Origin of the sequence: Legionella sp. km535 (assembly GCF_003990085.1) — a bacterium.
GTDB lineage: Bacteria > Pseudomonadota > Gammaproteobacteria > Legionellales > Legionellaceae > Legionella > Legionella moravica.
Window position 1 is genome coordinate 84,037 of sequence record NZ_RZGU01000004.1, and the last position, 16,059, is coordinate 100,095.

Below are 16,059 nucleotides of genomic sequence, written 5' to 3' on the forward strand. Positions count from 1 at the left end.
AATGGCGAGCAAACTCACTAGCTAAATATAGGCCGATCCCTTTCCATGCTCCCGTCACTAAAGTCATCATAAAAAACTCCTTTTTTTATAGTTTGCATCGGCTCCAATTTGTCTTTTAAATGAAACAACAATTGGGTAGCTGCAGCATGCTGACCTTTATTTAATAATTTAAATACCCTTAACGTTTGAGGTAAAGATAAATCCCATTCAGCATAATATTCAGGCTTTAGTAATTTTATTGTATTAAATGGAAGTGTTTCGATTTCTTTTAGAGTTTTGAACAGAGTTTGCCTGGGATTATTCCTCAACTCTTTAATTAAATTGATAATGATATGTAGAATAATATGCGTTTGATTTTTAATCTTGGCAAAATGATCCAGACATATATAAGGATTATGTATTTTTAAGGAATGGCGAGCATACTCAAGAGCGTTCTTGTCATTACTTGAGCGCACCAAATCCGGTGATAATTTAAGAAATATCGGATATAAAGCATGTAATACATCATGATGTTCTAATTCCAAACTCGAGTGATGATGAAAAACTGCATTACCAAAAAAGGTAAGCGGACTTTGTTCAGAATCCTCACTATTCTTTAGGTTAAATTTATCGACGTGTTCTTCTTTCTTATTTTTGTTTACTTCGTCTGATTTTTTATGAAAAGAAGACAAGGGGCCAAAATATAAAGATCTCAATTCAAGCGATTGCTTCATTAATGCAGTGCGGTTTGGTAATGTAGATTGTGATATCAAATTATTTACAATATCAAACCAATGTTTATCTCCTCGATAACAACAATATGCTAACAAATCTCCTAAAGAATTGAATGTTGAATACATCAATTCCTGATTTTTATTAGTGCAGTTCTCTTTTGTTCCATAACGAGCTTTCAAATAATCCTGTGTTGCTTCATATCCCCTTTCAATCATTTTAAACTGACTTTCTATCGCCACACTGAATCCTGAAGTTGGAATATCATCAACATTGGGAACTATAGCTTGATGAGCATATTGTCTTAATTTCAATCGATCTTTAACCCATCCGCTGGCCGGATCATTAACGCCCGTTATGAAACTGTATATCCAATTAAGAACCACATTTTCTCGATACACTTTTTGCATAATGCGATCGATTGCAGTTCTTTCAGTGCCATTATCGAATTGAACGGCAAGAAGTTTCAAATCATTTCCATGCTCTGATTCAAGCAATGTAGAATGATCATCAGAAAACACTTCTGTTGGAAAATTGCTTAAAATTCCACCATCATTATGAGCTTCACCATCAATCAATTCAGCTTTATAAACAATAGGAAATTTAGCTGATACTTCCACTGATTTTGTAAATTCCATATCAGGTGTTCTGGCCAATGAAAAATAGGTCGTTTTACCTTGTTTTTTATTGGTTGCGGTAACCGTAATTTCCTTACCTAAACCACAACCAGGACATTGTTTTCTAATATCATCCAACGTTCTGTAGGTAATTACTCCTTGCGGAAAAGGGATGTTAAATTGAGCAACAATTTCCTTTAACTTGTTGATTAGTGCGTAATCCAGCGCTGCTTTTAAAGAATCAGAACCCGATAAACCATCAAAATCGATATCATAATGAACTAAATGCTCTTGCTTGAAATTACGAAAAAGTACTGCAATTTCAGCTGCAGAATAGCCTAAATAACACAGCATGGCCATAATCGCACCGGCAGAACTTCCTGCGAAACGATTGGGTTTGATGTTGGCCTCATTAAGTGCTTTCCAGACGCCAACATGCGCAAAAATTTTGGCTCCACCGCCACAAAAAACAAGATTCTCTATGTCCGGTTTGTTTTCTCTAACAATGATTTCTTTTGTAACAGAACGTTGAAATATCTTTATCGTATTTGTTTCATATAACAAAGATAAAGCATTATTTGGCACAATCTGTTCACTGCGGACAGACTCCTTTACAAACCAGGAGTAAATCCAATTCCATAATCTGATATACCAAGCGTCATATGCATTTAAATTATGAGTTTTTCTGTATGAACTCATTTCTTGAAACCGTGCAGCTGGATTGATAACATCAATAGCTTGGGGGTGGGCACGTTTACATATCACTTCAGGGCGAATATTTTTGAAATGTTCATTAACTAATTGATCAACCAATTCATTGGTTATAATCACTCTTTTTGTATTACCTAGCGGTTCACTTCGAGAATCTTCAGGATCTTTATATTTTGTTCCTGTTGGAGGTGCAAGAAATTGGTTAAAACCAATTAAAATTCCCTTGTCGCCATGACTAATTTCAACTCCAGTCAACTGATAGTGAAGTGACAGCTCTAAATCAGTGATTTTCCAATAATCGGATTGATTGTTACTCAACCAGTTATTTAAAGTATTCCACCAACTCAATCTCTGCTCAGCGGTGTAACCACGATATTCATTTACATTAACGCTACTGAAATATACTTTTTGTTTTTCATTTTGATGAGGCGCAAGCAGCCACTGGAGAAATAGCTCTTTTTTTTCTTCACTAAGCCTGGAAAAGTCGAACATCATTCGTTCGTTATCGAACAGGTAGTTACCCAAGGCAATTTTATTATCTGGAGCCAATCCATTAACTCTTAGGCGGCCTAGATAAGCAGTTATAATTATTTTTTTTAGAAGCTCTAAATTTTTAGGGTATTTTGTGTCAGATTCCAGCAGCTGACTTATTATGTGCTGTGGGGTCATCACTTCATCCTTAAGTCTGAAAATCCGTTAAAAAAGCATCAGGAAAAACGCTGGTCTTTTTAAAATATTCATTAATTCTCAATATAACAATTATCATAAATTTCCACGGATTAAAATAGAACAAAGTAATTCTAAGAGAAATGGCCATAAATTATACCATATGACCAATAGATTTAATAGATGGGTTAAGATAAATCAGACAGGATTTTATTAATAATTTCTGCAGGATTGGGCGCTTGGGTAATTGGTCTGCCAATAACTAAATAATCGGTTCCTTCACTAGCGGCTTGTTTAGGCGTCATAATCCGTGATTGATCATCATTCGAATCATTAGATAATCTGATCCCCGGAGTTACCGTAATAAAATCATCCCCACACTGGTGCTTAATGGTTCTGACTTCATGAGCTGAACTGACAACACCATCAAGGCCTGCATTTCTTGCAAGCTGAGCCAGCATGAGTACTTCATTTGCTAATTGGTTATTAATGCCAACATCGCGCAATTCGTGCTCAACATGGCTGGTTAATATTGTGACGGCTATCAATAGCGGTCGTTCATTTCCATACCCTTCCAGAGCTTGCCTTGCGGCATTCATCATCTTGATGCCACCCAGAGCGTGAACATTCATCATCCAGACGCCCAAATCTGCAGCTGCTTTACATGCCTGAGCTACGGTATTAGGAATATCATGAAATTTTAAATCCAAAAAGACTTTAAAATTTCGATCAACCAATTGTTTTACAAAATTCGCACCATAAAGAGTAAACAGTTCACTGCCCACTTTTAATCCACAGTTTTGTGGATTAATCGAATCAACAAGTGATAACGCAAGATGTTCCTCATTAAAATCAAGGGCGACAATTAATTGAGAAGTCATTTAAACAACTGCCTCTTGTTGAGCAAGCAAAGCTTTCTTTACCGCTGTCACCACGATAATTTGTTCTTCTATTTGTAAATATGGGTGCATAGGCAAACTAATGACCCGATTACTCGCCAACTCAGCAAATGGAAAATCACCGGTACGGTAATTCAGATAACTTAATGCTTTTTGATGATGCATAGCTACAGGATAATGAACTGCTGTTGGAATCCCTGACGCCTGCATTGATTTTTGAAACTCATCTCTATTGTCTACTTCAATGGTGTATTGAGCGTACACACTGGTATTGTGGCTTTTTATAAATGGAGTCCTGACCAAAGGCTCCAGAAGTTCATTGTATCGCTGTGCTACTTTTTGACGAAGAATGATCTCATCAGGAAATATCTTCATTTTTTCAATCAAAACAGCCGCCTGAATTGTATCCATACGCCCATTAATTCCGACTCGACTATGACAATAGCGTGCATTTTGGCCGTGTATTCTGATTTCAATTAATCGTTGTGCCAAAGTATCATCATTGGTAAAACAAGCTCCTGAATCTCCATAGCCGCCTAAAGGTTTGGACGGGAAAAAACTCGTACAACCAATAGTAGTTAAAGCACAGGAATATTTATTTTTATAGGTAGCTCCAAAACTTTGGGCGGCATCTTCTATAACAGGAATTCCATACTGAGCAGCAATAGCATTGATTTCATCATAATCAGCACATTGACCGTACAGAGCTACAGGCATTATTGCTTTTGTTTTTTTAGTAATTGCTGCTTCTAATTTTTTAGGGTCAAGATTATACGTCAGGGGATCAATGTCTACAAAAACCGGTGTAGCATGACACAGGCTGATGACTTCGGCTGTTGCAAAAAAGCTAAATGGGCTGGTAATAACTTCATCACCCGGCTGAATATCCAAAGCCATTAAGGCCATTAATAAGGCATCAGTCCCACTGGAATTAACAATAGCATGCTTAACTCCTATAAAAGATGCTAATTGCTTTTCAAGCTCGGCAATCTCAGGCCCCATAATGTACTGGCCATGATCTAGTACATTTTTTATACTTTTAAGTACGTCATTTTCGATCAATGAATATTGTTTTTTCAAGTCAATAAATTGCATTATAGTCTCATAATTTGTATGTAATTTTATTTAATATCAATAGGTTAATAAAACACTCAATAACTTATCAAACCATCCAGTCAGGAACTTCCTTAACGCATTGGCAAATCTTCTAAAACTGTACAAGAATCACCGCTTAGAAAAAATAGCTCGTTGCCTTGAGAATGCTCAGTTCACCGTATTTTTAAAAGTTACTCTCTCAAAATCGGCCTATTTTATAAGTCCAATAAAGAAATTCAAAAGCAAACCTATCCTAATCACCCTCTAAACCATGAATTGGTTTCATTCTACCCCACTGTTTACAACTTGGACAATGCCAATGCAAATGTTTGCCACCAAATCCGCAATGACCACATCGATAAACAGGTTTATTGTCTAAAAATTTACTTGTAATATCATAAAGCATCTGTAATTTATCGCGTACTTTTCCATGGGCAGACTCCAGATGCCAATAAATCAATCGATTTAATCCCCGAATTGAAGGATGCTTGCTCAGTTTATCTGCAACAAAATCAATTGCGGTATCCATATTTTTAGTCTGGCGTAAATACTCAGCAATGACGAAAATCACAGAGGCTCTGGGATGTTCAACCAGAGTCTGTTCCAGATAATGAATACAATCTGCCATTGTATCCAGTTCCTTATGACAGAAAACCAAAGGTTCAATAATTTCAGTCAAAAATTCAGCATCTTGAAGAGGCACTCTCTTTAAAGAGCGTATTGCTTGTTTGTACCTTCCCTCTTTCATTTCGATACTTGCATTCATTAAACTGGCTCTAACTGATTGTGAGTCAACATTCATTGCCTGTTTTATACAATATACTGCTCTATCCAGAGCATTGACTTTTAAAGCCTGACTCGCCATTTCACAGTAATAATGTGCGGCCTGATTGTGTAAGCTGTTCCCAGTTGAAATTTCCAGTTTTTTAATAACATCCAATGCTTTTTCCCAAGCCTTTTCCTGTTGGTAAATAGCCAACAATCCTTGCAAGCTACTGGTTTCCTTGCTTCCACCTAATTCGACAACCTCAAGGAATATGCGTTCCGCGCGATCAAACACTCCTGCGCTCATATAGTCCTGGCCTAAAGCCATTAACGCCTCTTTTCGTTGTAAGATACTAAGCTGAGGGCGTGCAATCAAATTCTGGTGGATTCGGATAGCCCTATCGACCTCACCACGCCGACGAAACAAACTGCCTAATGCCAAATGAGTTTCTACAGTATCACTATCAACTTCCAGTAATTTAATAAATATATCTACGGCTTTATCCGATTGTTCGTTTAATAAATAATTTAATCCAACAACATATTCTCGAGACAAACGGTTAGAAACATGAGTATTTTTTTCAGAATTACTACGATGTGCGACCCACCATCCTGACCAGGCAGCAGCAGGCAATAATAGTGGCCATAAATTAATCATTTATTAATTTCCCTCTCTTTGCATATCGAGTTCCTGGTAATAAAGGAATTAATGTTGATCCTGTAAAGGAATAGATCGTAAATTTTTAATTTCTTTTTCAGTAAGTTTCAATTGATTTTTTATTCTATGACATTCAATTTTTAAACGCCAATATCTGCCGATAAACAGTATAAATCCAATAAATATACCAACACCCAACATGACTGTCATCAATACGGATATAGGCATGGACACTGTTTTAAAATAAAAGTTCACAGCGACCGAAGAAGCATTTAAAGCAGCAAAACTAACACCAATAATAATTAGTACAATATAAGTAACCAGCATTAATATGCGCATTCAGGAATCCTTGTATCTTCAAACTGCCTCATCATAACATGATCATTTCAAATAAGTCAGTTGAAATGAACTTTAAATAAATGGAATTATCACTTAATTAAATGGTGCAGATTCGGTATATAACGACACCATTTAAATTAATATAATTGAATGGTACTAGGGTTTATTGACAATTCATTATGTTCAATCCTACTTTCCGCGACTTGTTCGCGGAATCGATAGATCGTGCGCAAAACAAGAATATATTGCGCCTATAAAGAGTGAATTGGATCCCGCGAACAAGTCGCGGGACGTCGAAAATTGAATTGTCAACAGACCTTAATAAACTGACTTTCGGCAGTTTTTACATCCCCTTATTTTTAAATAAAAAAAGCGTAGTCAATAACTACGCTTTTTTATGTTGTGACCGTTTAGAGACTATTCGCCTTCTTTACTGGCCATTTTTTCTTTCAATAAATCACCAAGAGTTGTTGAAGTACCTTCAGCTCTTGAGTATTTCTTAATTGCTTCAGCTTCATCTTGTGCGTCTTTAGCTTTAACAGAAAGGCTAATTGAGCGATTTTTTCTGTCAACGTTGATGATTTTGGCTTCAATTTCATCACCCTCTTTAACAAGAGTGGTTGCGTCATCAACACGCTCATCAGAAAGCTCACTGGCACGAATAGTACCGGTAATGTCATCAGCTAATGCAACAGTCACTGATTTAGCATCAACTGCTGTTACAGTACCTTTAACAATGGCACCTTTAGTGTATGAATCAGCAAAACTGGTGAAGTTATCCCCTTCAAGCTGCTTTAAGCCTAAAGAAATACGCTCACGCTCAGGATCAATAGCCAGAATAACTGCTTCTAACTCCTGACCTTTCTTAAATTGTTTCACTGCTTCTTCGCCAGGTACAGTCCAGGAAATATCAGACAAGTGAACCAGACCGTCAATTTCTCCATCCAGGCCAATAAAGATACCAAAGTCAGTAATTGAACGAATTTTACCACTAACTTTTTGACCTTTGCTGTGAGATGCAGCAAATTGTTGCCAAGGATTGCCAACACATTGCTTCATACCTAAAGAGATACGACGTCTGTCTTCATCAATTTCAAGAACCATAACATCAACTACATCACCCATTGAAACGACTTTACTTGGATGAACGTTTTTGTTGGTCCAATCCATTTCGGACATGTGTACCAGACCTTCAACGCCTTCTTCAATTTCAACAAAGCAACCGTAATCAGTAATGTTGGTTACTTTACCTTGTAAACGTTTGGTTAAGGGATAACGCTCTACCAAATCAACCCAAGGATCATTGCCTAATTGTTTCATACCTAAAGAAACACGGTTTCTTTCGCTATCAAAACTCAATACTTTTACTTTAACATCCTGGCCTACTGATAATAATTCACTTGGATGTTTAACACGTTTCCAGGAAATATCAGTGATGTGTAACAAGCCGTCAATGCCACCCAGATCGATAAATGCACCGTAATCGGTAAGATTTTTAACGATACCATGAAGCTCTTGGCCATCATGCAGTGACTCAAGCAGAGCCTGTCTGTCTGCACTGCTTTCTTCCTCGACAACTGCACGACGAGAAACAACGATATTGTTTCGCTTCAGATCCATCTTGATTACTTTGAATTCAAGTTCTTTACCTTCAAGGTAAGAAGGATCTCTTACAGGTCTAACATCTACTAACGAACCAGGTAAAAATGCACGTATGGTTCCAATTTCAACGGTAAAGCCACCTTTGACTTTGCCAGAAATGAGACCAGTAACTGTTTCATTATTTTCATGGGATTTGGATAATTTACGCCAGGCTTCCTGACGTTTGGCTTTTTCTCTTGAAAGCAGCGTTTCGCCGTGGCCATCTTCAACTGAATCCAATGCCACTTCGACAGTATCACCCAGGCTAATTTCCAGTGCGCCATCTTTGTCATAAAATTCTTCTACGGCTACAATACCTTCGGATTTTAATCCAGCATTTAAAGTGACGTAGTCATCATCTATACCAATAACTTTGGCAGTAATAATCGCACCAGGATAAAATTGAGCGCCGATAATACTTTGCTCAAATAGTTCTTTGAAACTTTCAGACATGTTAATAAACTCTTTAGTAAAAAAATGAAAGAATGAGTTCCGCTCACCTTTCCCCCAACAAACAACACTCTATAAACTTTTCAATCGTTCATCCAATAATTTTAATACATTATTGAACACTTGTACAATTGATAATCCAGTTGTATCGATCTGCACTGCATCCTCTGCCGGTTTCAGCGGAGCATGAGTCCGTGCGGTATCCCTTGTATCACGTTTAACCAGTTCTTCAACAACCTGGGCGAGGCTAACATTAATTCCTTTATCTTTCAACTGTAAATACCGTCTATTTGCTCTTTCTTCCTCATTTGCGTAGAGAAATATTTTCAAAATAGCGTCAGGAAATACCACTGTACCCATATCCCTTCCATCAGTAACCAAACCAGGATGCTGGGCAAAATCTCGTTGCCGTTCAAGTAAAGCTTGTCTTACCTCAGGTATTACCGCAATTTTTGAAGCATCTTGACCGCATTGTTCACTACGAATAGGCTGTGACACATCTTTATCATCAAGAATGACTTTGGTTTCATTCAGTTCAGAGGATTCAAAACGCAAATCCAGAGTCACTGCCAAATCAATCAAAGGATTGATATCATTAAAGTCCAGTCCTTTTTGTCTGGCCGCATAGGCAAGAACACGATAAATAGCGCCACTGTCCAGCATATTCCAATTAAGATGTTTCGCAAGCAAATGACAAATCGTTCCTTTACCGGTTCCACTAGGTCCATCCAACGTTATCACGGGTACATTTTTATCAAACATTATCAATTATGTCCTCTATTCTAAAATCAAGGGTATTGGCTGTTGTTACAAAATCAGGAAATGAAGTGGCTACATTGGCGCAGTTAAGGACAGTTACGGACTTTTGAGCTACCGCGCCTGCGATTGCAAAAGACATCGCAATGCGGTGATCACCAAAGCTGTCCACTACGCCACCCTTGAGCATTCCGCCTTTAATCTGTATTCCGTCATCAAATACACAGACATCAATACCTAACTGTTCTAATCCGTTTGCCATGGACCCAATGCGGTCACTCTCTTTCATACGCAGCTCTTTGGCACCGCGAAGAGTAGTTACTCCATCAGCGCAGGCAGCCGCGATAAACAATATAGGAAACTCATCTATTGCAAGAGGTACCATCTCCTCAGCAATGTGAATTCCTTTTAGTTTTGCAGATTTAATGCACAAATCAGCGACAGGCTCCTCGCCATGAAATCGCTTGTTCACAAGAGTTATATCGGCTCCCATTTCCATTAAAATATGGATAACTCCGATGCGAGTAGGATTGATCCCGACATTACGGATGACAATATTTGAACTTGGGATGATTGTTGCGGCAACAATAAAAAAGGCTGCTGAGGAAATGTCGCCTGGCACGATGATGTGGGTACCCTGTAACGTTCCATTAGCGTTAATCTCTATAGTATGCCCATCGTTTTTAATAGGATATGAAAATGTTTTTAACATCCGCTCTGTATGATCTCGACTCACACCGGTTTCTGTAATTCGTGTTGTTCCCTCGGCATAAATACCCGCTAGCAAGATGCAGGACTTCACCTGCGCACTGGCCTCAGGCATGACGTAGTCAATTGCCTTTAATTTTTGCCCACCTTTAATAGTGATTGGGGGTTTCCCTTCATGAGTATTTACAGAGGCACCCATTTGGCTCAAGGGTTTACTAATACGAAGCATGGGTCTTTTTAATAAACTTTCATCCCCTGTTAATGTGCTGTCAAAATCCTGCGCGGCAAGTAAACCAGCTAACAACCGCATACTGGTTCCTGAATTGCCACAATCAATGATACGATCCGGTTTTTTTAAACCATGCTTTCCAACACCATGAATTAGCACTTGCTGCTTATGAGGACCCTCAATAGCGACTCCCATTGATTGGAACGCTTTGATTGTAGCCATGCAATCCTCACCATCAAGAAAACCTTGCACTTCCGTAATACCCTTGGCTATCGCACCAAATATAATGGAGCGATGGGATATAGATTTGTCGCCTGGGACATTGAGTTCACCCTTGATTGAATGGACGGGGTGACTTACAAAATTCAGTCTGCTCACTGGTTATGTTCCTTTGCAAATTCAGTCATGAAATCAATTAAAGCGTCAACACCCGCCATTGGCATTGCATTATATAAACTGGCTCTAAGCCCCCCGACATACCGATGACCTTTTAGTGCACATAAACCGCGCTGCTCAGCCAATGCAATAAATTGATCTTCCAAAGACGGTTGTTTCAGAGAAAAGCACACGTTCATGAGGGAACGCGCTTCTCTGTCTATAGTCGTAGTATAAAAGTCAGAGGCGTCAAGAAATTGATATAATTTTGCGGCTTTTAAGCAATTTAAGCGAAATAATGCTTCTACCCCACCTTGATCCCGAATCCAATCAAACATCTTGGCAGCAAGATAACAGTTAAACACAGGAGGAGTGGCATAAAGCGAATGATTCTTTGCCTGAGTTCTATAATCTAACATCGTGGGTATGACCGGATTGGCTTCCCGTTCTAACAAATCATTGCGCACGATAATCAATGTCAAACCTGCATTGGCAATATTTTTTTGAGCTCCGGCAAAAATCAATCCATATTTCCTGATATCAAGTGGTTCACTAAGCAAACACGAGGTCATATCAGCAATTAAGGGGATACTTCCAGTCTTGGGGATGAAAGGAAACCGGACTCCATTGACCGTTTCGTTAGGAGTGTAATACACATATTGAGTATTATTTTTTATTTCCCAACTTTTAGGATCAGGTATTGATTGATAACCTTTTGACTCTTCATTGAAGCAACAGTAGGCATTTTTTAACATGCTCGCTTCCTGAAAAGCCATGTGAGACCAAATGCCGCTAACCAGGTACCCAGCCTGCTCCCCGGGATGTAAGAAATTCATAGGGATCATGGCAAACTGAGTACGAGCAGCTCCTCCAAGAAAAAGAACCTGGTAGTTGTCAGGAATACCAAGCAATTGTCTGAGTGACTGTTCAGCATACTCCAGCATATCCATTACATGGGTAGTACGGTGTCCTACTTCAAGAACGGACATTCCGAGGTTGTGCCAATCAAGTAGTTCTTCCTGAGCCGCTTTAAGTACTGGCTCAGGGAGCATTGCTGGTCCTGCACCAAAATTATAAATCCTGGTGTTCATTGTTATTTTCTTCAGTATCGGTTGCTAATTCTTCCAATTCCTCAGTCTCTTCACCCAAATCTTCAATTTTTTGCATGCCCACAACCAACTCTCCAGAACTGACGTTGATTAAACGGACTCCTTGAGTATTTCGCCCGATAACGGATAGCTCATTGACCTTAAAGCGCACTAGTGTTCCTTTATCGGTAATCAACATCGCTTCATCGCCATCAGTAACCTGTATTGAACGGACTACTTTACCGTTTCGCTCAGTGACCTGAATTGAAATAACACCTTGCCCACCTCTACCGGATACACGATATTCGTCAATATCCGTGCGTTTTCCATATCCATTTTCTGTGGCTGTTAAAATAGTACCGTTTGGATGAACAACAACAAGAGATTTAACCTCTTGTCCCTCTTCAATTCTAATTCCTCGCACTCCACGTGCAGTGCGCCCCATCGGCCGTACTTTACTTTCAGCAAAACGTATAACTTTTCCTGCATCAGTAAACAGCATGATGTCACGTTCACCATCAGTAATATCGACACCGACCAAGCTGTCGTCTTCATCCAAATCTACAGCAATAATACCGTTTGAGCGCGGACGACTAAAGGCATCCAGAGGTACCTTTTTGACAGTTCCTTTTTTGGTTGCCATAAATACATAAGACCCATCTGTGTATTCACGAACAGGAAGCATCGCATTGATTTCTTCACCTTCTGCTAGTGGAAGGATGTTTATTATCGGACGTCCACGTGAAATGCGGCTAGCCAAAGGAAGCTGATATGCTTTTAACCAATAGAGTTTACCGTGGTTAGAAAAACACAATAAGGTATCATGAGTACTTGCAATAACAAGACGCGCAACAAAATCTTCATCTTTAACGTGAGTTGCAGATTTTCCTTTACCACCCCGACGCTGGGCTTGATATGCGGATATGGGCTGATATTTTACATAGCCTTGATGAGATAAAGTGACCACCACGTCTTCTTCAGTAATCAAATCTTCTATGGTTAAATCTTCCTGAGAAGCAGTTATCTCAGTACGTCGCTCATCACCAAACTGAGTTTTAATATCAATTAATTCTTCACGAATAACCTGCATTAATCGCTCTGGAGATGCCAGAATATCCAATAGCTCTTTAATTAACTTCAATAGCTCTTCAAATTCATTCAGAATTTTATCCTGTTCAAGAGCGGTCAACCGATGCAATCTTAATTCAAGTATCGCCTGTGCCTGAGCTGCTGACAATCTGTATCCGTCTGCGTTTAAACCGAACTCATCAGTTAAATCATCAGGCCTTGATGCATTGGAACCGGCTTTATCAAGCATTGCTTTAACCAGACCAGGTTGCCAGGATTTAGCTAGTAATGCCTCTTTCGCCTCTTGCGGGGTTGGCGATTGTTTAATTAGAGCAATCATTTCATCTATATTTGCCAATGCAATGCCTAAACCTTCCAACAAATGCGCACGAGCTCTGGCTTTTTTCAATTCAAAAAGGGTACGTCGAGTCACTACTTCACGACGATGCTTAATAAAATACTCCAGTATCTGTTTTAAGTTCAGGGTACGTGGCTGTCCATCTACCAGCGCAACCATGTTAATACCAAAAACATTTTGCATCTGGGTATGAGCAAACAGGTTATTTAAAATGACATCTGCAACTTCATTTCTTTTTAATTCAATAACAACACGCATGCCCTGTTTATCAGACTCATCTCTAAGTCCGGAAATTCCTTCGATTTTCTTATCTCGGACCAGTTCAGCAATACGCTCTACCAAACGAGCTTTATTAACCTGATAAGGTAGCTCGTGAATAATAATTGCCTGACGGCCTGAATTCTCGTCCGTTTCAATTTCGGTTCGGGCACGAATAATAACCCGCCCCTTGCCGGTACGATAACCTTGTATAATACCCGCACGGCCATTAATTATCGCAGCAGTTGGAAAATCCGGACCGGGTATGATATCCATAATATCTTCAAGACTTGTATCCGGATCATCAACCAAGGCAACACACGCATTAATTACTTCTGTTAAGTTATGCGGTGGTATATTGGTTGCCATACCCACAGCAATCCCAGAGGAGCCATTGACTAGCAAATTGGGAATGCGCGATGGTAAAACAACAGGTGCAAATTCTGTTTCATCATAGTTTGGACTGAAATCCACGGTTTCTTTGTCCAAATCAGCCAGTAATGCATGTGCCACTTTAGACATACGAACTTCCGTATATCGCATGGCAGCGGGAGCATCACCATCAACGGAACCGAAGTTACCTTGTCCATCAACCAAGAGATATCGCATTGAAAAAGGCTGTGCCATACGTACAATAGTATCATAAACAGCCGTATCCCCATGCGGATGGTATTTACCTATGACATCCCCGACAACACGTGCGGATTTTTTATAAGGTTTATTCCAGTCATTACCCAATTCACTCATAGCATAAAGTACACGTCTGTGTACGGGTTTCAACCCATCACGTACATCAGGCAAAGCCCTACCTACTATGACGCTCATCGCGTAATCCAGATAGGATTGTTTTAATTCGTCTTCAATATTTACGGGTAAGACTTCTTTGGCTAAATAAACCATGATTTGGACGTATCCTTATTCGATGATTAATATTAATTTTGGGTAAGAGGATACCATACCGACGGGTGTAATTGAATCATCTTGAATCTTTGTAAGCGACTGCTTTTTTTTTAGGTGATAAAATAGGCATTTTTATAAAATTTCGCTTGATGCCCTCATATTTTTCTGTTCATCTATAAAAATCTAAACCATAATTACGTTATGGGATGATATGATTAGTATTAATTCGATTTAAAACATTCATCTTAGCTTAATTCATGGCATTTTAAAGATGAACTTGATGTTTAAATTGACTGTAAGTGCCCATTTTTATATAGTTCCGCGCACTACCGAAAGTAAGAATGCTGATAATGCATGCAATTAATCAGGAGACACAATGACACAAAAGACTGCAAAACTTAGTATTGAAGGTCAAGACACGCTTGAATTACCCATCTACAGTCCAACCTTGGGAAATGATGTAATTGATATTACCCAGCTTGGTTCTAACGGCGTGTTTACCTTTGATCAAGGTTTTTTATCAACGGCCTCCTGCGAATCGAAAATTACCTATATCGATGGTGATCAGGGAATTTTACTGTACCGAGGCTATCCAATAGAACAATTAGCTGAAAAGAAAGATTTTCTGGACGTCAGCTACCTTTTGCTCAATGGTGAATTACCCAATGTTGAGGAGAAGAAATCTTTTGTAAGCCTAATCAACAACCATACAATGGTACATCAACAAATGTATCAATTTTTGAATGGTTTCCGACGCGATGCTCATCCAATGGCGATTATGGTTGGTATCGTTGGAGCGCTTTCAGCGTTCTACCATGATTCCATGGATTTGAATAATGAACATGACCGTTTTATATCGGCTATTCGCCTGGTGGCCAAAATGCCTACTCTGGCAGCTATGAGTTATAAATACTCCACAGGCATGCCTTATATGTATCCGCAAAATAAAATGTCTTATGCTGAAAATTTCCTGCATATGATGTTTGGTGTTCCATCTGAAGACACTACTCCCGATCCCGTTTTAGTGCGAGCTATGGATACTATATTCATTCTCCATGCAGATCATGAACAAAATGCGTCTACTTCAACAGTACGCCTGGCAGGTTCTACCGGAGCAAATCCCTTTGCCTGTATATCAGCTGGTATTGGCGCATTATGGGGACCTGCTCATGGCGGTGCGAATGAAGCGTGTTTAAATATGCTAAAAGAGATCGGTGATGTCAGCCGAATCGAGCATTATATCAAGCGTGCAAAAGATAAAAACGATCCGTTCCGATTGATGGGCTTTGGTCATAGAGTATATAAAAGCTATGATCCACGAGCAAAAGTCATGCGTAAAACCTGCTATGATGTCCTTGAAGCAGTAGGTGCAAAAGATGAGCCTCTGTTTAAATTAGCTATGGAATTGGAACGTATCGCTCTTGAAGACGACTATTTCATTGAGAAAAAACTGTATCCAAACGTAGACTTTTACTCAGGCTTGACTTTAAGTGCTATAGGTATCCCAACAAACATGTTTACTGTAGTGTTTGCTTTGGCTCGTACTGTTGGATGGATGAGTCACTGGATGGAAATGGTTGCCAGCAAATCACGAATCGGCAGACCACGTCAATTGTATACTGGCGAAAAAAACCGTGATGTTATTTAACCAATAACGACATTCAATACCCGTATTATCACTGCGTAATATGGGTAATATTTTGTTTTTGACTTTGTTTTCTACTACCTCACATATTGTGGGGGGTATCATCATCCCATAAAGCTCTT

General features: G+C 39.1%; 11 protein-coding genes. 1 reads left to right on the plus strand and 10 read right to left on the minus strand.

Features of this window, described 5'->3' with window-relative positions; translation table 11 throughout:
• Nucleotides 1-17: 17 nt before the first annotated feature.
• From vpdC to gyrA, 10 genes are all read right to left on the minus strand, one after another.
• Nucleotides 18-2,708 carry a Dot/Icm T4SS effector VpdC gene (gene vpdC / locus ELY21_RS03595; RefSeq protein WP_127106967.1) on the minus strand — a complete coding sequence of 897 codons (2,691 nt, stop codon included), beginning with the start codon at nucleotides 2,706-2,708 and terminating at the stop codon, nucleotides 18-20.
• Nucleotides 2,709-2,893: 185 nt separating this feature from the next.
• Nucleotides 2,894-3,586 (minus strand): orotidine-5'-phosphate decarboxylase, encoded by a 693-nt coding sequence (gene pyrF, locus ELY21_RS03600; RefSeq protein WP_127106969.1) that lies wholly within the window; start codon nucleotides 3,584-3,586, stop codon nucleotides 2,894-2,896.
• Entirely contained in the window at nucleotides 3,587-4,699 is a 1,113-nt protein-coding gene (locus ELY21_RS03605) for a DegT/DnrJ/EryC1/StrS aminotransferase family protein (protein WP_127106971.1), read from the minus strand.
• 253 nt (nucleotides 4,700-4,952) lie between these two features.
• Complete coding sequence (gene lapB / locus ELY21_RS03610) at nucleotides 4,953-6,122, minus strand: lipopolysaccharide assembly protein LapB (protein WP_127106973.1); 1,170 nt, start codon at nucleotides 6,120-6,122, stop codon at nucleotides 4,953-4,955.
• 48 nt (nucleotides 6,123-6,170) lie between these two features.
• Nucleotides 6,171-6,461: a LapA family protein gene (locus ELY21_RS03615; protein ID WP_028384529.1), complete on the minus strand. Its 291-nt coding sequence runs from the start codon at nucleotides 6,459-6,461 to the stop codon at nucleotides 6,171-6,173.
• A 417-nt stretch (nucleotides 6,462-6,878) separates the two neighbouring features.
• Nucleotides 6,879-8,555 (minus strand): 30S ribosomal protein S1, encoded by a 1,677-nt coding sequence (gene rpsA, locus ELY21_RS03620; protein ID WP_028384528.1) that lies wholly within the window; start codon nucleotides 8,553-8,555, stop codon nucleotides 6,879-6,881.
• A gap of 69 nt (nucleotides 8,556-8,624) precedes the next feature.
• Nucleotides 8,625-9,314: a (d)CMP kinase gene (gene cmk, locus ELY21_RS03625; RefSeq protein WP_199741630.1), complete on the minus strand. Its 690-nt coding sequence runs from the start codon at nucleotides 9,312-9,314 to the stop codon at nucleotides 8,625-8,627.
• On the minus strand, nucleotides 9,307-10,614 hold the full coding sequence (gene aroA / locus ELY21_RS03630; RefSeq protein WP_233588656.1) for a 3-phosphoshikimate 1-carboxyvinyltransferase: 1,308 nt from the start codon (nucleotides 10,612-10,614) through the stop codon (nucleotides 9,307-9,309). The genes cmk and aroA overlap by 8 nt, the downstream gene beginning before the upstream one ends.
• A 5-nt stretch (nucleotides 10,615-10,619) precedes the next feature.
• Nucleotides 10,620-11,711, minus strand: a complete 1,092-nt coding sequence (gene serC, locus ELY21_RS03635; RefSeq protein ID WP_127106979.1) for a 3-phosphoserine/phosphohydroxythreonine transaminase — start codon at nucleotides 11,709-11,711, stop codon at nucleotides 10,620-10,622.
• Nucleotides 11,692-14,292: a DNA gyrase subunit A gene (gene gyrA / locus ELY21_RS03640; RefSeq protein ID WP_127106981.1), complete on the minus strand. Its 2,601-nt coding sequence runs from the start codon at nucleotides 14,290-14,292 to the stop codon at nucleotides 11,692-11,694. Before gyrA ends, serC begins: the two co-directional genes overlap by 20 nt.
• A 376-nt stretch (nucleotides 14,293-14,668) precedes the next feature.
• Between gyrA and gltA the strand changes: the two genes are divergently transcribed.
• Nucleotides 14,669-15,940 (plus strand): citrate synthase, encoded by a 1,272-nt coding sequence (gltA, locus tag ELY21_RS03645; protein WP_127106983.1) that lies wholly within the window; start codon nucleotides 14,669-14,671, stop codon nucleotides 15,938-15,940.
• Nucleotides 15,941-16,059 lie beyond the last annotated feature (119 nt).